This is a genomic window from Streptomyces sp. NPDC090445 (assembly GCF_044769385.1).
Taxonomy (GTDB): domain Bacteria; phylum Actinomycetota; class Actinomycetes; order Streptomycetales; family Streptomycetaceae; genus Streptomyces.
On sequence record NZ_JBIVXV010000008.1, the window covers coordinates 121,540 to 145,019 of the forward strand.

The window sequence follows — 23,480 nt, forward strand, 5'->3', positions numbered from 1 at the left end:
GCCGACGACGAACCGGTGAACACCCCCAGTCCATCGGACCAGACCCGTTACCACCCCGTGACCAACCTGGCCGCCCGCTACACCCCCCCTAAGCACGCAAATGCGTCGTAAAGCTGAACCGATCCCCCCGGTACAGCGAACGCACCCGCTCCAGCGGCCGCCCGTCCTGATCCCGCGAGAACCGGTGGATGAGCAGCATCGGCAGCGCAGGCGGCGTACCGATCAGCAGCGCCTCCCTCGGCGTCGCAAGCACCGTCTCCACCTTCTCGTCGGCATCCCCGAACGCAATCCCGAGCCGCTCACGCAGATACCCGTAGAAGGACGAATCCGGCAGGAAGTCCCTGTCCAGCCGCGGCGCCCGAGCCACCCGGATGTAGGTGCTCTCCAACCCCACCCGCTCGTCATCGGCCAGCAGCACACGCTCCAGATGCCACACGGCCTCACCGGGCTCGGCGCCGATCCCGGCAGCCAGATCGGGCGGACAGGCGAACTGTTCGAGCCCGATCAGATTGCGGCCGGGCCGCCGGCCCTGGCGCCGCACGCCCTCGGTGTAACTCGCCAGCGACAGCGGCTGCTCCAGCTTGGGCCCGGCCACGACCGTGCCGCGGCCGGAGCGCCGGATCCGACCTTCGAGCAGCAGCTCGCGCAGGGCTTGGCGCACGGTCTCCCGGGACACCACGTAGCGCTCGGCGAGATCACGCTCGGTGGGCAGCAGCCCGCCTTCGCCGAGATCGTCGAGGAGCCCGGCGACCCGGGCCTTGACGACGTAGTACTTGGGAATGCGGCCGTGCTCCGGAATACCGGAACGCACGGGCGAGCCAGGACGGTGTTCTTCCACCCTCGGACTGTACGCAACCCAGGTGTCCCCAACGCCCCGCACCGACGCCCGAGCCCACGCCGCACACGGTGACGCGCACCGTCACCGCACGGAACCACCCGCCCGCCGCAGCCGACGCCCCGCCACCACCAACCCGCCGCCCACCGCCACCACGGCAGCCGCCACCCCGGCCCCGTACGCCCGATCGCGGGGCCCGGTGTGCGCGAGGGACCCGGCCGCCTCGACAACGTCCCCCGACTCGACGGAGAACCGATAGCCGCCCACCTCACCCACCCAGTCGCCGTCATCGGCCCGGCGCTGCACGAGCGCCGCATCGACCACCACGTCCCCGGCGGGAGCATCGGACGCGAACGCCAAGAACACCCGCACGGTCAGCGAGCCACCAGCCCCCACGGCAAACCCGGGAAACGCCGACCCCCCATCGAACACGGCAACGATCTCGTCCCGATCACTCCGCTCCAGACTGACCGGGAACGTCCCGCCCGGGGCCTCGAACTCCATCCGCACATGCTCCGGATGCAGCGCACGCGCCTCGTCCGTGAACACCACGACGGGATGGATGGCGGTGCACTCACTGCCGGTGGTGTTCGTCAGGTCCAGGAACCAGCTCTGCACCCCGCCACCGGTCCGATACACGGCCGGACCCCCACGGATCCGGGCCCCGATGGGGAAAGCACTGCTCTTCCCGTCCCCACAGGTCGCCTGCGCCCGGGACGGCAGCGCGGGCGCAGGCGCGGGCCGCGCGCCACCACCGGTGCCGATGTCGGCGCCCGCGGTCGGGGCGGCGACGGCAACCAGGACGACGGAGAGAGCAAGGGCTTTGCGCAGTCGCATGGCAGACCTTCGCTTCCGCATGGCAGACCTTCGCTTCGCTGCTCGCCGGACGGACTGACGGTCGGACGAGGCGACAATCACCACGGCCTGCCCGCACCCTGCCACGCGCGCGCGACACCCCCACCGCAGCCGCGCCCACACACCCCGGCATTACGCCTGATCGGCCCAGCCAGGGCTAACCACCAGGCCCCGGGCCGGCGGGCCGGCGGGCCACCAGGCCCCGGGCCACCGGGCCACCAGGCCCCGGGCCACCGGGCCGCCGGGCCGGCGGGCCACCGGGCCACCGGGCCGCCGGGCCGCCGGGCCGCCGGCAAACAGCGCCAGGCCCCGGACCACTCGCGGGGGCCACTCGCGGGGGCCACTCGCGGGGGCCACCACCAGGCCACCGGCGGCCCGCCCTGGCCACCGCCCGACTCCCTCACCCCCGAAAGGCCCGCCCCCCGTCAACGGCACCCAACCCGCCGCGTCTCCGACAGAGCCGCATCTGGATCGTGTCCCCCTGGCCGTTCCTCCGGGGCTTCCCGGCTGTCTGTTGGCATTCCGGGGCGGGTCGGTCTGTCAAGGGTGGCCGAAGGCCATCGCTTCAGCGACGCGACGACGAAGGAGGAGCGCCCTTTACAGGCCGGCCCGCACCGGAAGGACAATGGGCGGCCGGGAAACCCCCGGCACGCCACACCCCCGACCAAGGCGATCCCGCTCACCGCAGCCCCGGCCCGACCTGGCCCCCGCCAGCCCCCATCCCCCAGCCCCCCAACCCCCAGCCGCCGACTCACCCCCGCCGCCCGAAGAACGGTGCCAGGGCCAGCTCCGCCGCCCCCTCCGCCACTCCGCCCGCGGCAACGCCGACCTCCGGCGCGGTGCCGCCGAGGCTGCGCGCCTGCAGGACCCGGCGGACTCCCGCCGCGAACACCTCCGGGGCGGAATCCACCACGCGTCCCCCGAGCCACACCCGATCGGCGTCGAGCAAAGCCACCACGTTCGCGGCGCCCTCGCCCAGAATCCGGGCCGCCTCCGGCAGGTCCCCGCGCGCGACCGCCGCCAGGCACAGCACCTCCGCGCAGCCCCGCCCGCCACACCGGCAGGGCGGGCCGTCCAGGCTCAGCACCTGGTGCCCGAACTCCCCCGCCGCCGAGCGCGCCCCGCGGTACACCTCGCCGTCCAGCCGCAGCCCCGCACCAAGACCACTGCCCAGGTGCAGATACAGCGAGGTCCCGGAACCAACCACCCCGTGCCCGCCCTGCCCGAGCCCCGGCTCCGAACCCGAACCCGGCTCCGAACCCGGCCCCCCACCCGCCCAGGGAACCGCAGCCCCCGCATTGGTGTCCTTGTCCACCACCACCGGCGGCGCGTCGGGCCCCAGCCCCTCCACCACCGCCTGCCGCAGCGGGAATCCCTCCCACTCCGGATATCCGGTCACCCGCCCCATCACCCCGGCCCGCCAATCAAGCGGCCCCGGCGCGGCAACCCCCACCCCGAGCAACTGCGACGGGCCTCCCGACGCCCCGGAAACCCGCCCCACCGCCCGTACGACCGCCTCCACCACCGCATCGGGACCGGCCCCGAAGTCCAGGGGGCCACTGCACCGGTCCACGACCCGGCCCGCCAGGTCGACCCGTACCGCCTGCAGCTCGTCGCGGTCCGCGTGTACGCCGACGGCGTGCCGGGCCTCCGCCACCAGCCGCAGCAGGGTCCGCGGCTTGCCGCCGGTGGATGCACCCCGGCCGGCCTCGGCGACGAGCCCCTCCGCCCGCAGCCGCGCCGTGATCTTGCTGACGGCCTGCGGGGTGAGCCCCGTACGCACGGCAAGGTCAGCCCGCCCCAGCCCCGCGACCCCGCCCCCGCCCTCGGCTCCGGCTCCGGCTCCGGCTCCGCGCAGCAAGGCCAGCACGAGGGCATCGTTGTGCCCGCGCAACGCCGGCAGATTCACGCCGCCCGCACCAACCCGGCCCCCGCCGCCACCATGACTGCCCCTGCTACCCCACTCCACCCGCCCATTGTCCACCGTCCTTGCACTTAAGCAACACTGTTGCCAAAGTGGACGCCATGAACCCCACACCCCCCTCTTCCACCCCCACCCCCACACCCACCAACACCTCCACCCCCTCCCCCACCCACCCCCTCCGCGTAGCCGTCATCGGCTACGGTCTCGCCGGATCCGTCTTCCACGCCCCCCTGGTCGCCGCCACCGACGGCCTCGTCCTCGACACCGTCGTCACCTCCGACCCCGGCCGCCAGGCCCAGGCGCGCGAGGCGTACCCGGACGTCCGCATCGCCACCTCGCCCGAAGCCCTGTGGGACCCCCAGGCTCCCGCGGCCTCCCCGGACCTGGTGGTGATCGCGTCCCCGAACAAGACCCACGTCCCCCTTGCCGCAGCCGCGCTGAACGCCGGCATCCCGGTCGTCGTGGACAAGCCGCTCGCCGCGACCGCCGCCGAGGCCCGCGAACTCGCCGAGCTCGCCGACCGGACCGGAACGTTCCTCTCCGTCTTCCAGAACCGCCGCTGGGACAACGACTTCCTCACCCTCCGCCGCCTCCTCGCCTCCGGCGAGCTCGGCGAGATCCAGCGCTTCGAGTCCCGCTTCGAGCGGTGGCGCCCGCAGCTCAAGGGCGGCTGGCGCGAGTCCGGCGCGCCGGAGGAGATCGGCGGCCTGCTGTACGACCTCGGCAGCCATGTCGTCGACCAGGCCCTCGTCCTCTTCGGCCCGGCCGCGCGCGTGTACGCGGAGACCGACGTGCGCCGCCCGGGCGCCGAGACCGACGACGACACCTTCATCGCCATCACCCACACCAACAACATCCGCTCGCACCTCTACGTCAGCGCGACCACAGCCCAACTCGGCCCGCGCTTCCGCGTGCTCGGCTCCCGGGCCGGCTACGTGAAGTACGGCCTCGACCCGCAGGAGGCGGCACTGCGCGACGGGCACCGGCCGGGCGACGGCACCCCGTGGGGTGAGGAGCCCGAGCACCTGTGGGGCCGCCTGGGCTCCGGCGAGTCCCCGCTGACCGGCGGTGGCACCCCGGTCCCGACCCTGCCGGGCAACTACCCGGCGTACTACGCGGCGGTGGCGTCCGCACTGCGCAACGGCGGGCCGGCTCCGGTCACGGCCCACGAGGCGGCGCACTGCCTGGCGGTACTGGAGGCTGCTCGCGTCTCGTCCCGAGACGGCGTAACGGTCGAACTCTGAGACACGGTCGAACTCTGAGACTTAGGTCCCAACCTGCCCACAACACGACTACCGAACGCTGCTCCCGAGCCGAACAACCTATCCTTCACATTCCGACGATCATCACACTTGTGAAGAATGGACTCGCCTCGTGAAGCTGTCCCGGATCGCGTCGGCCGTCGCCACGGCCGCGATCGCCCCGGCCGTCCTGCTGGCCTCGACGGCTTTCGCCGCCGGAGCATCCGCTGCCGTGACGGTCGCCAAGCCGGCGGCTCCGACCGTCCCCGACACGGACCCGGTGAACAACGGGCAGCAGCAGGGCAAGCCGGGCGAGGGCCCGCAGGCAGCCAAGGACCGGGCCGCGATCCAGGCGATCCTGGCCGACCCGGCGACCGGGCCGGGCGTACGCGAGGCCGCAGACAAGGCGCTCAAGGGGAGCGCCGAGGACATGCGGAAGTTCCTCGACGTCGAGTGGGCCAAGCAGCAGCTCTCGGACGACCGCGCGCTGGTCGCGCAGATCACCGAGGCCGGCGGCCCGGCCGTGCGGAAGGCCGGCGACGCCGCCATGGCCGTGAACACGCGCGAGGCGCTCACCGAGTTCCTGCGGAACGGGCAGCACGTCGCCCGCTTCGAGGACGACAAGGCGGAGCTGACGCGCATGCTCCCCGGCGCCGGCAAGGCGGTCACCGAGGCGGTGAACAAGCTGCTGAGCAGCGGGACGCGCGAGGAGGTGCGCGAGTTCGTCCAGACCGGCCAGCACAAGGCCCGCGCCGAGGACGACCGGGTCGCGCTGCAGGGCATGCTGAAGGACGCCGGGCCGGGCCTGAAGGAGGGGATCACCAAGCTCCTCGAGAAGAACCCGACCCCGGCCGAACTGCGTACGTTCATCACGACGACGCAGCACACGCTGCGCGACGACGACAACGCCGTCCTGATCTCGGCGATGGTGAAGGGCGCCGGACCGGAACTGAAGAAGGCCGCGCTCGCCGCCCTCAAGGGAACGCCCGCGGACCGCATCGAGTTCCTCAAGAACGGGCAGCACGCCGCCCGCGCCAAGGACAAGGCCGCCGACAACAAGGGCGCCAAGGACGGCGACGAGAACACCACCAAGAACGGCGGCAAGGACTCCACCACCAAGTCCGCGTCGGACGCCGGCTCCGAAAACGGCACCGGCACCGGTACCGGCACCGCCAACAAGGCGACCGCGCCCGGCAGCTCCGGCCCGCTGGCCAGCACGGGCGCCAACGCACAGCTGGCCGTGGCGGCGGGGGCAGGCGCAGCCGCGCTCGGCGCGGGTTCGGGCCTGCTCTACGCCGGACGCCGCCGCCGCGCGGCGACCAAGGGCTGAGCAGCGCACGAACGCAGCGGGGTGCCCTGAACAGCCCACCCCGCTGCGCCCGGCCGGGGCTCCGTCCCAAATCCCACCCCACCCACCGGCACCCACCGGCACCCACCGGCACCCACAACGCGCCCTACGCGCCCTTGAACACCTGCCGCTGCCGCCCCAGCCGCTCGATCTCCAGCTCCACGACATCGCCGGCCCGCAGATACGGCTTCGGCTCCGGCCGGCCCATGGCGACGCCGGCCGGCGTGCCGGTGACGATGACATCGCCTGGGTAGAGGGTCATGAACTGGCTCAGGTACCGCACGACCTCACCGACCGGGAAGATCTGGTCGGCGGTGTTGCCGTCCTGCTTGAGCTCCCCGTTGACCCACAGCCTCACGTCCAGCACCTGCGGGTCCGGGATCTCGTCGGCGGTCACCAGCCACGGGCCGATCGGGGTGAAGGTCTCGCAGTTCTTGCCCTTGTCCCAGGTACCGCCGCGCTCGATCTGGAACTCGCGCTCCGAGACGTCGTTCACCAGCACGTACCCGCCCACATGGGCGAGTCCCTCCTCGGCGGAGGACAGGTAGCGGGCCGTGCTGCCGACGACGACACCCAACTCGGCCTCCCAGTCCGTCTTCACGCTGCCCCGCGGGATCAGGACGGTGTCGTCCGGCCCGGCCACGGTGTCCGCGGCCTTGAGGAACAGAATCGGCTCGGCCGGCGGCTCGGCGCCGATCTCGGCGGCGTGCCCGAAGTAGTTCAGCCCGATGCCCACGATCTTGCCGATACGGCCGACCGGCGCGCCAATCCGCAGCCCCTCCGCCTCCAGGGCCGGGAGGAGCTCTCCGGACGCCGCCGCCTCCCGTACCCGGGACAGCACGGAGTCGTCGGCGAGCAGGGCGCCGTCCACATCCGTGATCAGTCTGGACAGGTCGCGCAGCGACCCGTCCTGGTCGAGCAGTGCGGGGCGCTCCGCCCCGATCGGTCCGACACGCAGCAGCTTCATGGGCATTCTCCCGTGGTCGAAGGTGGTCGGCCCATGGGCGTGCCCCGGGCCGGACGATGGGGTGCGGCCATCGGAGGATTGGCCGATCCTCCAAGACCGTCGCCCCATCCGCAAGACCCTGTTCACGTACTGGAACGCCAGCCCCTCCTCCAGGCCGTCGACTTGAGGGCGCCCTACGCCCCGCCCACCGCCTCCAGCCGCTCCTTGCGGTACTGGAGCCAGGCCCGCTCGGCGACGGACCAGGCGGTGGTGGTCGCCAGGTACAGCCCGGCGGCCAGCGGCACCACGGCGGCGGTGATCAGCGTCCCGAACGACAGCAGCGGCAGCACGCGACCCACCCGCCGCAGCATCTCCTGCTGCTCCGCACTCAGCTCGACGGCCCCGGCCCCGGAACCACCCCCAACCCCAACCCCAGAACCAGCCGCAGCCGCAGCCGCAGCCCCAACCCCCACCAGCCCGACGGCAGTCCGCCGGGCCCGCACCACACTCCACGCGGCCACCACCGCGATGACCGCGAACAGTGCAAGAAACACCAGCCCCTGCGCCCCGAACACACCCCCGGCCCCGAGCGCATCGCCCCACCGCGCGCTCAGCGGGGCCGCGAGCAGCCGATGGTCCAGCAGTTCACCGGACGAGGTGAAGGCCTGGTACATGAGGAAGAACACCGGCAGCTGCAGCAGCACGGGCAGGCACCCGGCCGCCGGGGTGGCGCCCTTGAAGGCAGCCCTGCTCAGCGGGTGCAGGGCAAGCCGTACGAGGACGGTGAACAGCACGATCGCGGCAGCGGTCGCAGATTCGGCCAGCACCGGCTCCAAGAGCCGACCCAGCTCGACAACAAGATCAGTGAAAACGGACACGCGGGCCCTCCGAGGGGTCTCGTCAAACGTCGAAAACAGACATGCGTTTCGGCGCGACGACCCACGAGGGACGCACAGCACAACTCGACTCGATACGACTCGAATCGAATCGAATCACGAGCGAAAGAAAAGGGAAGCCAGTGAAGCTGCGCGCCCCTACGCGGCCGTCAGGGCAAGACGGCCGGGCGCCCTGGGCCGCGACCGGCCCGAGGCATCGGGATCACGCTGTGGCAGGAACGCCGTGCGCTGCTCGCGATCACGGATCGCGGTGCGTATGCGGTGCGGCGGAACAGGCCGTACGAGCCGCGCCACCAGCGCTGCAGCCCCTACGGTGACGGCAGCGGCGGTGGCCGCGAGGGCGACCACGACGGCACCCGGCCCGCTCTCCCCGGCGAACAGCCAGAGGGCTCCCGCAGCCAGCAGCAGCGGCGCCAGCCGCGAAACGGCAGCACCAACGAGGGAACCGGCCCAGGAGCCACCCCAGGAGGAAACCCGGGAAGAAACCCAGCGCTTCCCACCCTGCTCGTCCACTGAACCCCGCCCCCTTTCCGCTCCCCCGATACTAACCGCCCCCACCGACAACGCCCACGCCAGCCAGTCCACTTGACCGGCGGGTCACCGCACGAGCGTCCCCCACACCACGAGACGGTACTTGGAGGAGTACTCCGGCGTGCACGTGGTGAGCGTGATGTACGCGCCAGGCTCGCCGAACCCGTACTCGGGCCGGACCGTACTCCGCGGCACGGGCGCGATCACCCCGACGTCGCGCTCGCTCGTCTCGGCCAACGTCTTGCGCACGACGTACGCAAACGTACGCCCCTGCACCTCGACGGTCAGCTTGTCCCCGGCCCGCAGCCGGTTGATGTAGCGGAACGGCTCGCCGTGCGTGTTGCGGTGCCCGGCCAGCGCGAAGTTTCCCTCGGCGCCGGGCTGGGCGGTCCCGGGGTAGTGGCCGGCGTACCCCTTGTCGAGCACGGTCCGCTTGTCGACCCCCTGCGCGATGGGCACGGCAACACCGAGCCGCGGAATCCGCAGCACCCCGTACGCGGAAGAAGGCCCCGGCTCACCAGCAGAACCACCGGAACCGGCCCCAGACGGCAACGGCAACGGCAACCCGGAACCCGAACCCGAAGAAGCAGACTCCCCAGCAGACCCCCCAGACGAACCAGGACCAGGGCCAAGACCAGAACCGGACCCAGAACCGGAACCGGACTCACCACCCCAACCCCCGCCCGCCCACCCCCTCTGCAACGCCGCGACCTGCCGCTCCGCCGAGGCAGCGGCCAGCCGGTTGGTCCACCACACCTGGTGCACGACCAACAGCAACACCACCACACCCACCGTGACGGCCAGTTCGGCCGTCACCCACAGCAGGCCCCGCACACCGGCCCGCCCGGACCCGGCTCCCCGGCCGTGCACCACCACACGCACGTGATCCCGCACGGGGCGCACCTTAAGACCTCCCCCGCCAACAGACCAGCAGCAGTACGGTGTGAACCATGCGCCCCGACACGCCTGCCGAGCACATCGCCGAAGCCGAGCGCCTGATCCGCACGGCGACCCGCTACCCCGAGGACCAGGAGCCGCTGCTGCTCCAGGCCGCGGCCCACCTCGAACTGGCCGACGAACGAGAACGGGCGAGCGCGCTCTACGACCAACTCCTGGCCGGCAAGCCGGCCAACGTCCACCTGGTCAAGGCGCTGCAGGCCGCGAACCTGTGGGAGTACGGGCACGAACCCGAGGCCCGCGCCCTCATCCAGGGCATCCGCGCCGCGGCCCCCTCCGACCCGGCGCCCTGGGAGGTCATCGCGGAGGCCCTGGAGGCCCACGACGAGCTGACCGACTCGGAGGAGTGCTTCACCCAGGCGGCCACCCTCCTCATCTCGGACGCCGCCCCGCTGACCCCGGCCACCACGGCCCTCCTGACGGGTCGGCACCGCGTACGCCGCCTGCTCGGGCTCCCGCACGACGACTGGGACATGGTCGCCGACACCCGCCACGCCGGCCCGATCCCGCTGGACGAGCTGCACGACCCGAAGCGCATCTGGGCCCTGGGCTCCGACGACCCGGCGGAGCTCCGCGCCGAGATCGCCCGCCTGCGCGCGGAGCTGGGCGACCGCCGCGCCGCCCTGTCCCGGCCCTTCCCGGTGGCGATCCTGCACTGGCCGCAGCGGGAGCTCGCCGAGCTCCTGACCAGCTACCCGACCCTGGCGGCGGAGTACCCCTCGCACGAGGCGCACCTGACCCGGATCGAGGCGTCCCTGCGCGCCCTGGCCGCCTCGGGCACGACGAACCTCGGCATCGTCACGGCCAGCGTCCCCTCGTACGAGGCCTTCGCGGCGTCGGAGAAGACCTCCCCGGCCTCCCCGTCCCTCCTCCCGGAGTACGCGACGACCCTGGCCGCCCGAGGCAAGGCCACCCCTTGGCCCCCGTCCCCGAACGCCCCCTGCTGGTGCACCTCAACCAAGCCCTACGCCGAATGCCACGGCCGACCGCCCACTGCGTGACCTGAGGAGTCAGACGCGTTCGCCGTGGTCGGTCCGCGCGCAGGCATGGGCCGGCGCGCGGCGCTCCGCCACAGTGGCCTTCACCCGCTCCGCCGCCTCCATGGGGTCCTCGTGCTCCCAGATCCGTACGGACAGCCAGCCCGCCTCCGCGAGACGGGCGTCCGTGTCGATGTCCCTGCTTCGGTTGCCTTCGATCTTCGTCCGCCAGAAGTCGGCGTTGTTGCGAGGCCAGGTCGCATGCTCGGGGCAGCCGTGCCAGAAGCAGCCGTCGACGAACACCGCGACGCGGGCGGGGCCGAACACGATGTCCGCCTCGCGGCGAACCCCCTTCACCGGGCGCCGGTGGATCCGGTACCGCAGGCCGGCGGCATGCAACAGCCTTCGCAGGGCGACCTCGACCCCGGTGTTGCGGCTCTTCTGGCGGCTCATGCGCCGGCGTACCCCGGCCGTCGTCTCGAGTTTTTCCACACCTCCATTGTCGATGTCCGGGACCGCCTGATCAGTGCCCGAGGGGGAACTCCAGCTGTTGGTGGCCGCGGGCTGTGGCTGTGGGTGGGGTGGGGCGGGTGGCCGCCAGGGTCAGGAGGGTGCGGAGGGCCCTCGTGACCTCGTGCGGGGTGTCGCGGATCATCGACGGGGTCGCACTGATCACCAGGATGCCGTGGGACTCCAGGCGGAGCCGGCGGCGGAGGGTGGCCTGCCAGGCGTCGCGGGTGTAGTGGTACTCGGCCGAGTCGATCTCCAGGGCCACGCCTTCGTCCGGCCAGTACGCGTCCGGGCTGGCCAGGAAGGCGCCGTCCGGGGTGTAGAGGCGGGCGTTCCACAGCGGGCCCGGGAAGTCCGGGTCCGTCGCGGCGAGGGCCTCGCGGGCCCGGGCTTCGGCCGGGGAGCGGACCCCGGCCAGGAGTTCCGCCGCCGCGGTGCGGATCGCCGGGCGGCGCAGGAGCCGGGCGGTTCGGAGTTCGGCGTACAGGTCCTGCGGTTGACCTCCGCCTCCCCGCACTGAAGCACGGGGATTCTCCGCCTTGAGCAGCAGAATCGTCCGCTGTAGACGGTGGACGCCGAATCACCCTGGCGGCGATCCGGCTTCTCCTGCCACGCTGCATGGGAAACCACCTTCCCTACCGCCTGAAGGCCGGCACACCCCCGGCGGTCTATCCGGTGGCGGGTGGCTAGGTTGAGCTGCCTGCGGAGCAGGGGTGCCGGGGGGTGTGGTGGGTGTGGCCGGGGGTGGTGGCGTGTGCTCGGGGACGCGGTTCTGCGGTCGGTTTGATCAGGCCGTCGTATGCCCGCTCGGGGCAGCCGGACCCCTGGGTCGGCCGACCCGGTGTCGTCCGGCTCGGGTGCTCTAGCGGCCCGGGTGGTCCGGGGAGAGGAAGACGACCACGGCTGTGCTGCGGGTGCCCGGCAGGGCGGTGACCTCGTGCCAGCCCAGGCGGCGGTACGTGGCCACCGTGTCCACCGCCAGGCGGGAGGTCAGCAGCCAGGCCCGCCGGTCCGGGGCGTCGGCGATGACCTCGGCGAGCAGGGCGCGGCCGGTGCCGCGGCCGCGCGCGTACGGGCGTACGGCGAGCTCGTCGATCTCCAGCGCACCCACGAGGAGGTCCCGCACCCGGTCCGGGCCGAGCTGTGCGGCGACCTGGGCGTACCCGCGGTCGGAGGGGAAGGCGGCCGGGGTGAGCCAGGCCGTGGCGAAGCCGTCGACGCCTGCCGCGGACTGGGCGATCGCCGTACGGAATCCGGGGCGCCGGCTGTCGGCGTGGAGCCGGGCCGCGAACCGGCGAATGGTTTCCGCACCCTCGTTCCACGGCGGGGCCGAGAACACCTCGGCGTAGGCGTCGACCAGTTCGTCCGTGAGATCGAGGACGGCCCCTCCGTAGCAGATCACGATGTCCGCTCCTCTCTCTTCGTCCCGATTGGGGTGGGAGGGCGACTGTATGCCCGGCCGGTATCTCTGGGCGCGTATCGCACGGATCCGGCGAGTGTGCGACAAATCCCCTCCCACGGCTCCGTGTCGGGGGACCGGGCCGCAGCGTTGAGCAGCCCGTGGACAGACTGCTTCGGGCAGCCGGCCGGTGCGCCCTCGCCTTCCTGCTCGTGCTGGGTGTGGTGGCTCTGCTGCCGCGTGCCGTGCAGGAGGCCGTACCGGATGCGGTGATCGGCGGGGCCGTGCTCGTACTCGGGGCGTTGGCTGCCGCGCGCCGGGTGCCGAAGCGGCCGCGTCAGCCGCGTTAGCCTCGTAGGGCGGGCGCTGGCGTACGGGTGTACGGGCCGTGCGCGCGGGTGCGATCACGGGCCTGCGTGCAGGGGCGCGGGCACCGCAGCCCGAGCTGGGACTGCACGGCGCACGCAGACGCACACACCGATACACGGAATCGACGAACTGACGAGGGAGTTGGGATGGCGCGGGTACCGAGTTCCGCAGTGGCGGCCGCCGGGCTGGTCGGCGGTTACGCCGTCGCCCGATGGACCAAGAAGCGCCCGCTGGGCGGTGTCGTCCTGGGCGCGGCCGGGATCGCGGCCGGACGCGAGTGGCACAAGCGCGGCGGCGTCCCCGCGGCGGCCGGGCTCGGGGCGCTGTACCTGGCCGGCTTCGCGGGTGCGCACCCGCTGGCGAAGAAGGTCGGGGCATGGCCGGCCGTGCTCGGCGCGACCGCGGTCGTGGCCACCACCGCCTGGGCCGTGGCCGACCGCGGCTGAACCCCGCGACCGGGGGCTTGCCCCCCGCCCCGCGGCCGGCGAAGCCGAGCACGCGGGTACGGGGCGGCACCCGGGAGGTAGCCGGGGGGCAGGAGCGAGCCGCCTTCCGGGGATTCCTCAGGCGGCCCATCCCGAGGGCAGGGGTGGGCCGTCCCCGTATGCGGCGGGCGCCAGGCCCGGAATGCGCCGACGGGACAGCAGTACCCCGAACGTGCCGCAGTGGCAGCCGGGCCCGACCCGAGAACGGGGACGGGACTGCGTCCCGAGCGCACCGCCGCCAACGGCCGGACCACGGGCAGGAGGCAGGGGCAGGGGGCCGAGCCGCCCCCCGCGGCGGTGGGGGGCGGCGGGAGACGCGGCCGTCCAGTGCCGGCGCGGCGGTGCGATGCGGTGCGATGCGGTGCGGTGCGTCAGGCGCCGAAGGCGCGGGACGTCGTGTGGATCAGGAGGCCCGCCAAGGCGCCGACGACCGTGCCGTTGATGCGGATGAACTGGAGGTCCCGGCCGATGTGGGCCTCGATCTTCCGGGTCGTCTGCTCCGCGTCCCACCCGGCCACGGTCTCCGTGATCAGCGAGGTGATCTCGGCCCGGTAGGTGGTCACCACGTACACCACCGCGCCCTCTATCCACCCCTCCGCCTTGTCCTGCAGCCGCTGGTCCGTGACCAGCCTCGCCCCCAGCGACAGCAGCGACGCCCGCACCCGCAGCCGCAGCTCGCTGCGCTCGTCCTCCGCAGCCGCCAGGATCAGCGACCGGATCGCCGTCCACGCGGAGGCGATCACGTCCTGGATCTCCTCCCGCTCCAGGATCTCGCCCTTCAGCCGCTCCACCCGGGCCCGGGTGTCCGTGTCCGCCTGGAGGTCGGCCGCAAAGTCCGTCAGGAACCGGTCCACCGCCCCGCGCGCCGGGTGGTGCGGCATGTCCCGCATCTCCGTGAGGAAGCGCAGCAGCTCCTTGTACACGCGCTCGCCGACCTTGCGGTCCACGAACCGCGGGGTCCAGCCCGGCGCACCGCCCTGGACGGCACCCATGACCGAGTCCCCGTGTGTCACCAGCCAGTCGCGCGCCTTGGCGCACACCAGGTCGACGACCCTGTGGTGGCCGCCGTCCGCGACGACCCGCTCCAGGGTCTTGCCGATGCCCGGCGCGATCTCGGCGGACTCCGCGCGCCGCGTGATGGCCTCCCCGACGACGGCCTGGACGTCGGAGTCGCGCAGTACGGTCAAGGCCCCGCGCAACGCCGCGGCGAGCTCGGCCGTGACCCGGTCGGCGTGCGCGGGCTCGGCCAGCCAGGCCCCGAGCCGGCGGCCGATGCCGAGGGCGTGCAGGCGGGCGCGGACCACGTCCGGGGAGAGGAAGTTCTCGCCGACGAACTCGCCGAGCGTGGCGCCCAGCTGATCCTTCTTGGTCGGGATGATCGCGGTGTGCGGGATGGGCAGGCCGAGCGGGTGACGGAAGAGCGCCGTCACCGCGAACCAGTCCGCGAGCGCGCCGACCATTCCCGCCTCGGCGGCGGCCCGGACGTAGCCGACCCAGGCGCCGGCGCCGGTGTGCTCCGCCCAGGTGGTGAGTACGTACACCAGCGCGACCAGGAGCAGCAGGCCGGTGGCGGTGGCCTTCATCCGGCGTACGCCGCGGCGGCGCTCCTCGTCCGCCTCGCTGAACACGAAGCCGCTGAGGGTGGGTGTGCGGGCCGCCGGCCCGCCGCCCCGGGCCCGGCCCAGGTCGCTCCTGCCGCCGCTCCGGCCGCTTCCGCGGCCGCCCCGGTCGCCTGCGCTGCCGCCAGGGTTGCCTCCGCTGCCGCTGCCGCCGGCGACGGCCAGTGCCGTGCCAGGGCGCGCCCCTGCGCCGGTTCCGGAGCCCGTTCCGGGCCGCGGGCCGACCGCTGGGCGGGCGCCCCCTCCGGCGCCGCCCCCGGAGCCGGCTCCCGGCGAAGGGTCTGCGCCATGCCCCGGGTCGGTTCCTGGGGTGGCTCCAGGGGTGGTTCCGGGGGTGGTTCCAGGGTCGTTTCCGGGGGTGGCGCCGGAAGGGGCGCCGGTACCGGCTCCGGCACGAGAGCCGGGAACGGCGCTCGGCGCGGGGGCGTCTGCGCCGAGGTCGGCGTCAGACCCGGTTCCCGGACCGGAATCGGCCCCCGAGCCCGGCCGGCCTGCCCCCGGGCCGGCGTCCGGGCCGGCGTCCGGGCCGGCGTCCGGGCCGGCGTCCGGGCCGGCGTCCGGGCCGGCGTCCGGGCCGGCGTCCGGGCCGGCCCCCCTGCCGGCGTCCGGGCCGACGTTCGGGCCGGCGTCCGGGCCGGCCCCCGGGCCCGGACGGGCCGGGTCGGAGTCGGGGGCCGGGGTTGGGTCGACGGGGGTGTCGCCTTCGGGTGCGGTGCGGTCGTTCACATGCTTCTGCCTTCCCCCGGGCGCCGGTTTTGTCTGCATAGCATCCGACTCCCCGCGAGCCCGAGAAGTTCCCGGCGCGCCCGGCGCGCCGTCCTTGAGGCCAGCCCTGAAGCCCTCAAGGCCTCAAGGCCTCACGCCCTGGGACCCCTGGTGCCTGGAGCCCTCATGCCCTCATGCCCTGATGCCTCGGGCCCCCAGGCCCCCAGCCCCTCCGGCCCCGCGCCCTTCAGAGCTCCTTGCGGAGACTCGGGCCGCCCAGGCCCTCCGGGCCCTTGGGCTGCTTGGGCGTCTTCGGCGGCTTGACCTTGACCTCGACCCCGCCCCAGAAGGCGAGGCCCGTCACCACGACCCGCGGGGCGCCCGGCGCCGGCGGGCCCGCGGTGCCCTTCTGGTCGAAGCCGCCCATGATCCCGACGCCCCGTACGTCGAGCTCCACGCCCGGCGGGACGATGATCTCGACGCCGCCCATGATGGCGACGCAGTTGATCACCACCTCGCGCTCCGAGAAGTACGCCTCACGCAGGTCGAGCTGGCCGCCGCCCCAGAACGCCACCGCGTCGAAGCGCGGGGGCACGGTCCAGCCGCCCTTGCGTTCGAACCCCGACATCACGGCCACGGCCGTGCCGGACGCCCCCGCGGGCCTCCCGACGCCGACCCGCGCCGACCAGGAACGGTCGTCGCCCGCCCCCGCCACCGGGAACGGCACGCCGGCCGGCGCGCCTCCCGGCGCCGGCAGGTCCTTGGTCAGCGGCTCCAGCTCGGCGTAGGTGCGCGATGTGTACACCGCCTCCAGCCGCTCCTCGAATTCCTCCATGTCGAGCCGGCCCTCGGCGACGGCGTCGCGCAGCCGCTCCACCACCCGCTCCCGGTCGGCATCCGACGCCCTCAGTTCCGGCACCGGCTGCAAAGGCTTCTGCGGCCCCTCGTCAGTCATGGGGTCCAGCCTATGCAGCCGGGCGCGGGAGTTGTACGGCCCGGACCCCCGTCTTGTCCCCTGATCCGCCCCTGATTCGTCCCTGGCCCGCACCCCTTACAAAGCCCTGACTGCCCGCCCCTCAGCCCCGCCCCGCGTACATCCGCGCGATCACGTCCTCGATGTCCGGCTCCCGTACCGACAGGTCCGACAGCGGGTACTTCGCCGCCACCTCCGCCACCAGCGGCGCCGCCGAGGCCCCTGCCGGGAACGCCAGCCACTGCCGCGGCCCCTCCACCTTGACCACCCGAGCCCCCGGCACACTGATCGCCGGTAGCTCCCGCTCCAGGTCCAGTACGAGCATCCGCTCGCTCTCCCCCACCGACCCCGCCGCATGCAGCCCGGCCAGCGCCCCGTCGTACATCAGGCGACCGTGGTCGATGACCATCACCCGCTCGCACAGCTGCTCGATGTCCTGGAGGTCGTGGGTGGTCAGCAGCACCGTCGTACCGAGTTCCGCGTTCAGCTGCCGCAGGAAGCCCCGTACCTTCGCCTTGCTCACCACATCGAGCCCGATCGTCGGCTCGTCCAGGTACAGCACGTCCGGATCGTGCAGCAGCGCCGCCGCGATGTCCCCCCGCATCCGCTGCCCCAGCGACAGCTGCCGCACGGGCACGTCCAGCAGCGCGCCCAGGTCCAGCCGGTCCACGCAGCGCTCCAGGTTCTCCTCGAAGCGGGCCCGCGGAATCCGGTACAGCCGCCGCATCAGCCCGTACGAGTCCTTCAGCGGCAGGTCCCACCACAGCGTGGTGCGCTGCCCGAACACCACCCCGATCCGGTGCGCCAGCCGCATCCGCTCCCGCGCCGGGTCGATGCCCGCGACCCGCAGCCGACCCCCGCTCGGGGTCAGGATGCCCGTCAGCATCTTGATCGTGGTCGACTTCCCGGCGCCGTTGGGCCCGATGTAGCCGACCACCTCGCCGCGCGCCACCCGGAAGCTGATCCCGTCCACGGCCCTGACCTGGCGTTTCTCCCTGCGCACCAGGCCGGCCCGGCGCCGGACGTCGAAGACCTTCTCGACCCCGTCCAGCTCGATCAGCACGTCCCCGCTCGCGTTCCCCGCATTCCCGGCATTTCTTTCATCTCGCGCGTCTCCTGCGTCTCCTGCATTTCCTGCATGTCCTGCATGTCCCGCACTGCCCACAGCGCCTCAGCTCCCTGTGCTCCGATACGTACGAAGGCCCGCGCGCCAGGCCAGCGACGCGGGCACGGACACCGCGAGCGCCACCACCGGGCTCATGAACGCCAGCCACCCCGGCAGCCCCAGCGGGTCCGGCCGCCCCAGCACGTACAGCGCGGGCAGCCAGTTGACGAAGGCGAGCGGCACGAGGAAGGTGACCCCGCGCAGCAGGTCCTTCGCGAAGATGGTCGGCGGGTACTGGAGCATCGTGGTGCCGCCGTACGTGAAGGAGTTCTGCACCTCCGCCGCGTCCCCGGCGACGAACTGGAACGCCGCCCCGGCCACCATCACCGCCCCGAAGATCACCGCCCCCGCCACGACCATCACGGGCAGCAGCAGGACCTTGGCGAGCGTCCATTCCACGTCCAGGGCCGCCACCGCCCAGCCCATCACGCCCAGCCCCTGTACGACCCGCCCCAGGCGGCGCAGCGCGAACCGGTCCGCCGCGGCCTGGGCGAGCACCGGCACCGGCCGCACCAGCATCGTGTCGAGCGAGCCGTCGCGGATGCGCAGCCCGATCCGTTCGAGGGTGCCGAGCAGCAGGTCGGCGAGGCCGAGCGAGGCCGACGAGGCCCCGTACAGCAGCGCGACCTCGGGCAGGGTGAACCCGCCCAGCGCGTCGATGTGCGAGAACATCAGGAAGATCGCGACGAAGTCGAGCAGCGTGATCGCCGCGTTCCCCACCGTCGACAGCACGAACGACGCCCGGTACGCCATCGTCGACCGGATCCACATCGCCACGATCAGCCCGTAGCCGCGCAGCCCCTCCAGCGCACGCCCGCCCCAGGCCCCCGGAAACCCCCGAACCTCCGGAAGCCCACCACCCCCACCACCCCCACGAATCCCGCGAACCCCGTGAACCCCCCGAACGCCCCGAACGCCCCGAACGCCCCCAACCTCATCAGCCACCCTGGACCACCACCTTCCGCGTCGCGGCCGACTGCACCATCCGCCCCACCGCCAGCAGCACGAACGCCCACCCCGCCTGGAAGCCCAGCGCCCGCACCACCTCCGCGGCCCCCGCATGCCGGCCCAGCAGCACGTCCAGCGGCACCTGGAGCATCGCCGACCACGGCAGCAGCCGCACCAACTCCCCGAAGCCGCCCGGGAACACCGTCAGCGGCAGCAGCATCCCCGAGAAGAAGATCGAGGCCACCGTGGCCATCAGGTTGACCCCCGACCCGTCCATCAGCCAGAACGCCGCCAACCCCAGCAGATAACGCAGCGCGAAACTCACCACCAGCCCCAGCAGCACCGACCCCAGGAACAGCAGCCAGCGCAGCGGATCCGCGGGCAGCGCCAGCTCGAAGGCCAGCGCCCCGGCCACCAGCGGCACCGCACCCCGCGCCACCAGCTGGAACGAGGCCCGCCCCAGGTCGGCGGCGAGCCACCACATCTGCAGGTCCGCCGGCCGGTACAGGTCGACCGCGATGTCACCGGTCCGGATCCGCTCCTGGAGCTCCTCCTGGAAGCCGCCCCCGATCAGCGCGGCCGCCGCCAGCATCGCCTGGCTCACCCACACGAAGGTCAGCGCCTGCGCCTGGTCGTAGCCCCCGAGCCCGGGACGCTCGCCCCACAGCGCGACGTACGTGTACGCCAGGATGAAGCCGAAGACGGTGTTCGTGAACACCCCCGCCGCCGTCGCCGTTCCGTATGTCGCATACCGCCTCAACCCCCCGGCGGCGACGGCCAGATAGAGCCGCGCTCGCCCCGACGCCCGCTGGCGCACCGTATCCCTCCGAATTCCCGCGTCGTTCCCACGTCGTCCCGCCTCGGCCAAAGACGCGCGAGCTTAGTGCGGAGGAGCGATCCATGCGACCGAATTACGCCCGTCCGACGCGTTACGAGCAGCCATCGGGTAGACAGCATGGAGTACTGACAGATCCGGATATTTCGAACCGCTTCGAGGAGTCCCGGCCATGAGCGACCAGTCACCGCCCCCTGGCTGGATCCCTCGTGACCCGGACGCCCCCCGCGGACGGCCCGCCCCGCACCCCGCCGGCCGGCCCCCCGGACAGCACACACCCCCCAACCCGGAGCGGCAGCGCACCGGATGGCGGCGCGCCGTCCCCACCTGGCGCGTCGTCCTGGGCTGCGTCCTGCTGCTGCTCCTGCTCCTCGGCGGCGCCCTCATCGCGGGCTACCTGCTCGTCGACATCCCGCCCGCCAACGCCGCCGCCACCGCCCAGTCCAACGTCTACCTCTACTCCGACGGCTCCCAACTCGCCCGCGACGGCGAGGTCGACCGCGTCAACGTCCCGCTCTCCCAGATCCCCCGCACGGTGCAGGAAGCCGTACTCGCCGCCGAGGACCGGGACTTCCACTCCGAGCGCGCCGTCGACCCCAAGGCGATGGTCCGCGCCGCCTGGAACACCCTCACCGGCAAGGGCAAACAATCCGGCTCCACCATCACCCAGCAGTACGTCAAGAACTACTACCTGGGCCAGGAACAGACCATCAAGCGCAAGGTCAAGGAGTTCTTCATCGCGATCAAACTCGGCCGCGAGAAGTCGAAGGACTACATCCTGGAGGGCTACCTCAACACCAGCTACTTCGGCCGCAACGCCTACGGCATCCAGGCGGCCGCCCAGGCCTACTACGGCAAGGACGTCGGCAGGCTCACCACCGCCGAGGGCGCCTACCTCGCCACCCTCCTCAACTCCCCCAGCACCTTCGACGTCGTCACCCACCCCCGCAGCCGCGACCGCGCCCTCGCCCGCTGGAACTACGTCCTCGACGGCATGGTCAAGAAGAACTGGCTCACCGAGACCGAGCGCACCGCCATCCACTTCCCCGAACCGGGCAAGGTCCGCGCCGCCCCCGGCCTCTCCGGCCAGCGCGGCTACCTCGTCGAAGCCATCAAGGACTACATCACCGAGCACAAGATCCTCGACGAGAACACCCTCGCCGAAGGCGGCTACCGCATCACCACCACCATCGACCGCCGCCACCAGAACGACCTCGTCGACGCCGTCGACGACCAGATGGTCAGCAAACTCGACCCCGAACAGCGCCCCGTGGACCGCTTCGTCCGCGCCGGCGGCACCTCCATCGACCCGGCCACCGGCAAGGTCGTCGCCATGTACGGCGGCATCGACTACACCAAGCAGTACGTCAACAACGCGACCCGGCACGACTACCAGGTGGCCTCCACCTTCAAGCCGTTCGTGTTCGCCTCCGCCGTCCAGAACGACTCCCGCACCCAGGACGGCCGCCCGATCACCCCCGCCACCCTCTACAACGGCGACAACAGGCGCCGCGTCGTCGGCACCCGCGTCCCCTACGCACCCGAGAACGAGGGCCAGATCAGCTACGGCCTCATCCCCGTCACCACCGCCACCGACCTGTCCGTCAACACCGTCTTCGCGCAGATGGTCGTCGACGTCGGCACCGTCAAGGCCAAGCGCACCGCGATCGCCCTCGGCATCCCCGAGAACACCCCGAACTTCACCGCCACCCCGGCCATGGCCCTCGGCACCATGCAGGCCAGCGTCCTCGACATGACCCAGGCGTACGCGACCCTCGCCGACCACGGGCAGTACACCCCGTACACCTTCCTGGAGAAGATCACCAAGGGGGACGACACCGTCCCCCTCCCCGACCGCACCCCGCGCCAGGCCGTCAGCCGCGAAGCCGCCGACACCACCACCTCCATGCTGATCAGCGTCGTCGACAACGGCACCGGAACCGCCGCCCTCGCCGCCGGCCACCCCGCCGCCGGCAAGACCGGCACCGCCGAACTCGACCGCGCCGCCTGGTTCGCGGCGTACACCCCCAACCTGGTCACCGTCGTGGCCATGATGGGCCAGGACCCCGACACCGGCACCCCGGAATCCCTGTACGGCGCCCTCGGCCAGGCCCGCATCGGAGGCGGCGGCTACCCGGCCCGGATCTGGGCCCAATACACGAAGACCGCCCTGGAGGCGACCGACCCCGTCGACTTCGACCTGGAGCTCCAGCCCGGCGCGGCCGCCACCCCGCCGCCCTTCGCCCCGGAAACCCCGGAGCAGCCCGGCGAGGCCACCCCCGGGACACCGTTCCCGCCGGAGGAGCGCCCCGGCCGGCCGACCGGGCCGCAGGACGGGCAGAACCAGGGCCAGGACGAAGGCCAGGACCAGGGGCAGAACCAGGGACAGGACCAAGGCCAAGACCAAGGGCAGGACCAGGGGCAGCAGCAAGGCGGGCAGGACACCGGCGGCCGGACCACAGAGGGCGAGACCACCGGCGGCACCACCACCGGCGGAACCGGGGGCGGCGGCACCACCGGCGCCCCCGGCGGCACGGGCGAAGGCCCGCGCCCCCGCACCCGCACCCGCCCGCCCTCCGAATACCTGGAGTGACACCCGCAGGACCCGGCGACAGGCCAGGCCAGGCCAGGTCAGTGCCCGGAGGTCGCCTTCAACCCGACCACGGCCACCAGCAACAGCACGATGAAGAACACCCGGGCCGCGGTGACCGGCTCCCCCAGCACGGCCATCCCGAGCACCGCCGCCCCGGCCGCACCGATACCCACCCACACCCCGTACGCCGTCCCGATCGGCAGGGTCTTCGCCGCGTACGACAGCAGCACCATGCTGGCGACGATCCCCGCACCGGTGAACACGCTCGGCCACAGCCGCGTGAACCCGTCCGTGAACTTCATGCCGACCGACCAGCCGACCTCGAGCAGACCGGCAACGAGAAGAAGAACCCAGGCCATGACAGGCACCTCCGGGACGAGAACGGAAACGGGGGTGCGTCGTCTTGTCGTCAACCCGGTACGGCGCGTCTCGTCGGGGCGGTTCTTTTCCACCGTAGCAAAGCGTGAGCACGGCAAAAGGGCCGGTGACCGAGGTCACCGGCCCGACGACCAGAAAGGGAAACGATCAGAGGAGACGATCAGAGGCAGAGAAGCGATCAGAGGTAAAGACCGGTGGAGTCCTTCGACCCCTCCAGCCGCTCCGACGCCACCGCATGCAGGTCCCGCTCGCGCATCAGCACGTACGTCGCACCCCGCACCTCGACCTCGGCCCGGTCCTCGGGGTCGTACAGCACCCGGTCGCCCGGCTCCACACTGCGCACGTTCTGCCCGACCGCGACCACCTCGGCCCAGGCCAGCCGCTTGCCCATGGCAGCGGTCGCCGGGATCAGGATCCCGCCGCCCGAGCGCCGCTCACCCTCCGGCGAGTCGGACTTCACGAGCACGCGGTCGTGCAGCATGCGGATGGGCAGCTTGTCGTGGGTGGTGGTGTTGTCGCTCACCCCACGAAACTACCCGCCCGCGCGCAGCCTGTCCGCCGCAGGGTCACCGGCGCTTGCGGCGAGCCGACACCACGACCAGCCCGACCACACCCGCGGCCAGCAGCGCGACCGGCACGATCCGATCCATGCGCGGCGCACCGTTCTCGTCCCGCAGACCGTCCCGCACGTCCGTCACGAAACGGTTCACCGCGACGACCGCCCGCCCCGCCGTGTGGTCGACCGTCGACACGACCTTGGCCTTCGCGTCCCCGACGATCGTCTTCGGGTGCAGGCGCACACCGATCTCGTCGAGCGCCTCGGCGAGCTGCTCGCGGCGGCGGACGATGTCCGCCTCGATCTGTGCGGGGGTCCTGGCTTCCGGCACCGCGCTGCCTCCGTCGTCGTGGTCGTGCCCATGGTCTGGTCGCATGGGGGCGTGATCCGCCATGGACAGTCTGTCAGCTTAGTCTCGTGGCGTAGCGATCCACC

General features: G+C 72.7%; 24 protein-coding genes and 1 riboswitch. Of the genes, 6 read left to right on the forward strand and 18 right to left on the reverse strand.

The window, feature by feature from the left end; translation table 11 throughout:
* Positions 1–88: 88 nt before the first annotated feature.
* The 3 genes from ACIQUT_RS19090 to ACIQUT_RS19100 form a co-directional block, all read right to left on the reverse strand.
* Complete coding sequence (locus ACIQUT_RS19090) at positions 89–838, reverse strand: GntR family transcriptional regulator (RefSeq protein WP_403564083.1); 750 nt, start codon at positions 836–838, stop codon at positions 89–91.
* Between the two features lie 81 nt (positions 839–919).
* Positions 920–1,453: a hypothetical protein gene (locus ACIQUT_RS19095; RefSeq protein WP_403564084.1), complete on the reverse strand. Its 534-nt coding sequence runs from the start codon at positions 1,451–1,453 to the stop codon at positions 920–922.
* Between the two features lie 988 nt (positions 1,454–2,441).
* Positions 2,442–3,584 (reverse strand): ROK family protein, encoded by a 1,143-nt coding sequence (locus ACIQUT_RS19100; protein WP_403564085.1) that lies wholly within the window; start codon positions 3,582–3,584, stop codon positions 2,442–2,444.
* Positions 3,585–3,715: 131 nt separating this feature from the next.
* Here ACIQUT_RS19100 and ACIQUT_RS19105 point away from each other — a divergent pair, with 131 nt between their 5' ends.
* Entirely contained in the window at positions 3,716–4,858 is a 1,143-nt protein-coding gene (locus ACIQUT_RS19105; protein ID WP_403564086.1) for a Gfo/Idh/MocA family oxidoreductase, read from the forward strand.
* Positions 4,859–4,988: 130 nt separating this feature from the next.
* Complete coding sequence (locus ACIQUT_RS19110) at positions 4,989–6,185, forward strand: ALF repeat-containing protein (RefSeq protein WP_403564087.1); 1,197 nt, start codon at positions 4,989–4,991, stop codon at positions 6,183–6,185.
* A 124-nt stretch (positions 6,186–6,309) separates the two neighbouring features.
* On the opposite strand, the gene ACIQUT_RS19115 is transcribed toward ACIQUT_RS19110, so the two are convergent.
* The 4 genes from ACIQUT_RS19115 to ACIQUT_RS19130 all read right to left on the reverse strand — a co-directional run bounded on the left by ACIQUT_RS19115 (position 6,310) and on the right by ACIQUT_RS19130 (position 9,479).
* Complete coding sequence (locus ACIQUT_RS19115) at positions 6,310–7,170, reverse strand: fumarylacetoacetate hydrolase family protein (RefSeq protein WP_403564088.1); 861 nt, start codon at positions 7,168–7,170, stop codon at positions 6,310–6,312.
* Positions 7,171–7,343: 173 nt separating this feature from the next.
* Positions 7,344–8,027 carry a YidC/Oxa1 family membrane protein insertase gene (locus ACIQUT_RS19120; protein WP_403564089.1) on the reverse strand — a complete coding sequence of 228 codons (684 nt, stop codon included), beginning with the start codon at positions 8,025–8,027 and terminating at the stop codon, positions 7,344–7,346.
* A gap of 156 nt (positions 8,028–8,183) precedes the next feature.
* Positions 8,184–8,447 (reverse strand): DUF6412 domain-containing protein, encoded by a 264-nt coding sequence (locus tag ACIQUT_RS19125; protein WP_403564203.1) that lies wholly within the window; start codon positions 8,445–8,447, stop codon positions 8,184–8,186.
* A 195-nt stretch (positions 8,448–8,642) separates the two neighbouring features.
* Positions 8,643–9,479, reverse strand: a complete 837-nt coding sequence (locus ACIQUT_RS19130; RefSeq protein ID WP_403564090.1) for a class E sortase — start codon at positions 9,477–9,479, stop codon at positions 8,643–8,645.
* 47 nt (positions 9,480–9,526) lie between these two features.
* On the opposite strand from ACIQUT_RS19130, the gene ACIQUT_RS19135 reads away from it, so the two are divergent.
* The gene (locus ACIQUT_RS19135) at positions 9,527–10,534 is read left to right on the forward strand and encodes an SEC-C metal-binding domain-containing protein (RefSeq protein WP_403564091.1); all 1,008 of its coding nucleotides are present in this window, start codon (positions 9,527–9,529) and stop codon (positions 10,532–10,534) included.
* Positions 10,535–10,543: 9 nt separating this feature from the next.
* On the opposite strand, the gene ACIQUT_RS19140 is transcribed toward ACIQUT_RS19135, so the two are convergent.
* The 3 genes from ACIQUT_RS19140 to ACIQUT_RS19150 all read right to left on the reverse strand — a co-directional run bounded on the left by ACIQUT_RS19140 (position 10,544) and on the right by ACIQUT_RS19150 (position 12,422).
* Entirely contained in the window at positions 10,544–11,002 is a 459-nt protein-coding gene (locus ACIQUT_RS19140; protein WP_403564092.1) for a very short patch repair endonuclease, read from the reverse strand.
* Between the two features lie 31 nt (positions 11,003–11,033).
* The gene (locus ACIQUT_RS19145) at positions 11,034–11,537 is read right to left on the reverse strand and encodes a hypothetical protein (RefSeq protein ID WP_403564093.1); all 504 of its coding nucleotides are present in this window, start codon (positions 11,535–11,537) and stop codon (positions 11,034–11,036) included.
* 345 nt (positions 11,538–11,882) lie between these two features.
* Positions 11,883–12,422: a GNAT family N-acetyltransferase gene (locus ACIQUT_RS19150; RefSeq protein WP_403564094.1), complete on the reverse strand. Its 540-nt coding sequence runs from the start codon at positions 12,420–12,422 to the stop codon at positions 11,883–11,885.
* A gap of 158 nt (positions 12,423–12,580) precedes the next feature.
* Between ACIQUT_RS19150 and ACIQUT_RS19155 the strand changes: the two genes are divergently transcribed.
* Positions 12,581–12,769: a hypothetical protein gene (locus ACIQUT_RS19155; RefSeq protein WP_403564095.1), complete on the forward strand. Its 189-nt coding sequence runs from the start codon at positions 12,581–12,583 to the stop codon at positions 12,767–12,769.
* A gap of 165 nt (positions 12,770–12,934) precedes the next feature.
* The gene (locus tag ACIQUT_RS19160; protein ID WP_403564096.1) at positions 12,935–13,234 is read left to right on the forward strand and encodes a hypothetical protein; all 300 of its coding nucleotides are present in this window, start codon (positions 12,935–12,937) and stop codon (positions 13,232–13,234) included.
* 410 nt (positions 13,235–13,644) lie between these two features.
* On the opposite strand, the gene ACIQUT_RS19165 is transcribed toward ACIQUT_RS19160, so the two are convergent.
* From ACIQUT_RS19165 to ACIQUT_RS19185, 5 genes are all read right to left on the reverse strand, one after another.
* The gene (locus ACIQUT_RS19165) at positions 13,645–15,057 is read right to left on the reverse strand and encodes a DUF445 domain-containing protein (protein ID WP_403564205.1); all 1,413 of its coding nucleotides are present in this window, start codon (positions 15,055–15,057) and stop codon (positions 13,645–13,647) included.
* Positions 15,058–15,844: 787 nt separating this feature from the next.
* Complete coding sequence (locus tag ACIQUT_RS19170; RefSeq protein ID WP_403564097.1) at positions 15,845–16,552, reverse strand: DUF1707 domain-containing protein; 708 nt, start codon at positions 16,550–16,552, stop codon at positions 15,845–15,847.
* 121 nt (positions 16,553–16,673) lie between these two features.
* Entirely contained in the window at positions 16,674–17,633 is a 960-nt protein-coding gene (locus ACIQUT_RS19175) for an ATP-binding cassette domain-containing protein (protein WP_403564098.1), read from the reverse strand.
* A 108-nt stretch (positions 17,634–17,741) separates the two neighbouring features.
* Complete coding sequence (locus ACIQUT_RS19180; RefSeq protein WP_403564206.1) at positions 17,742–18,542, reverse strand: ABC transporter permease; 801 nt, start codon at positions 18,540–18,542, stop codon at positions 17,742–17,744.
* Positions 18,543–18,672: 130 nt separating this feature from the next.
* The gene (locus ACIQUT_RS19185) at positions 18,673–19,500 is read right to left on the reverse strand and encodes an ABC transporter permease (RefSeq protein WP_403564099.1); all 828 of its coding nucleotides are present in this window, start codon (positions 19,498–19,500) and stop codon (positions 18,673–18,675) included.
* Positions 19,501–19,690: 190 nt separating this feature from the next.
* Here ACIQUT_RS19185 and ACIQUT_RS19190 point away from each other — a divergent pair, with 190 nt between their 5' ends.
* Entirely contained in the window at positions 19,691–22,111 is a 2,421-nt protein-coding gene (locus ACIQUT_RS19190) for a transglycosylase domain-containing protein (RefSeq protein WP_403564100.1), read from the forward strand.
* Between the two features lie 38 nt (positions 22,112–22,149).
* Here the strand turns inward: ACIQUT_RS19190 and ACIQUT_RS19195 are convergent, their stop codons facing one another.
* The 3 genes from ACIQUT_RS19195 to ACIQUT_RS19205 all read right to left on the reverse strand — a co-directional run bounded on the left by ACIQUT_RS19195 (position 22,150) and on the right by ACIQUT_RS19205 (position 23,376).
* Positions 22,150–22,470 carry a DMT family transporter gene (locus tag ACIQUT_RS19195; protein ID WP_403564101.1) on the reverse strand — a complete coding sequence of 107 codons (321 nt, stop codon included), beginning with the start codon at positions 22,468–22,470 and terminating at the stop codon, positions 22,150–22,152.
* Between the two features lie 33 nt (positions 22,471–22,503).
* A riboswitch (guanidine-III (ykkC-III) riboswitch) is annotated at positions 22,504–22,569 on the reverse strand.
* A gap of 98 nt (positions 22,570–22,667) precedes the next feature.
* Positions 22,668–23,012, reverse strand: a complete 345-nt coding sequence (locus ACIQUT_RS19200) for a GroES family chaperonin (RefSeq protein WP_403564102.1) — start codon at positions 23,010–23,012, stop codon at positions 22,668–22,670.
* 43 nt (positions 23,013–23,055) lie between these two features.
* Complete coding sequence (locus ACIQUT_RS19205) at positions 23,056–23,376, reverse strand: DUF3618 domain-containing protein (RefSeq protein ID WP_403564207.1); 321 nt, start codon at positions 23,374–23,376, stop codon at positions 23,056–23,058.
* Positions 23,377–23,480 lie beyond the last annotated feature (104 nt).

Coding starts and splice junctions, on each gene's coding strand:
- ACIQUT_RS19115 (WP_403564088.1), bottom strand. CDS start 7,170: ATGAAGCTGCTGCGTGTCGGACCGATCGGGGCGGAGCGCCCCGCACTG.
- ACIQUT_RS19105 (WP_403564086.1), top strand. CDS start 3,716: ATGAACCCCACACCCCCCTCTTCCACCCCCACCCCCACACCCACCAAC.
- ACIQUT_RS19135 (WP_403564091.1), top strand. CDS start 9,527: ATGCGCCCCGACACGCCTGCCGAGCACATCGCCGAAGCCGAGCGCCTG.
- ACIQUT_RS19170 (WP_403564097.1), bottom strand. CDS start 16,552: ATGACTGACGAGGGGCCGCAGAAGCCTTTGCAGCCGGTGCCGGAACTG.
- ACIQUT_RS19190 (WP_403564100.1), top strand. CDS start 19,691: ATGAGCGACCAGTCACCGCCCCCTGGCTGGATCCCTCGTGACCCGGAC.
- ACIQUT_RS19160 (WP_403564096.1), top strand. CDS start 12,935: ATGGCGCGGGTACCGAGTTCCGCAGTGGCGGCCGCCGGGCTGGTCGGC.
- ACIQUT_RS19195 (WP_403564101.1), bottom strand. CDS start 22,470: ATGGCCTGGGTTCTTCTTCTCGTTGCCGGTCTGCTCGAGGTCGGCTGG.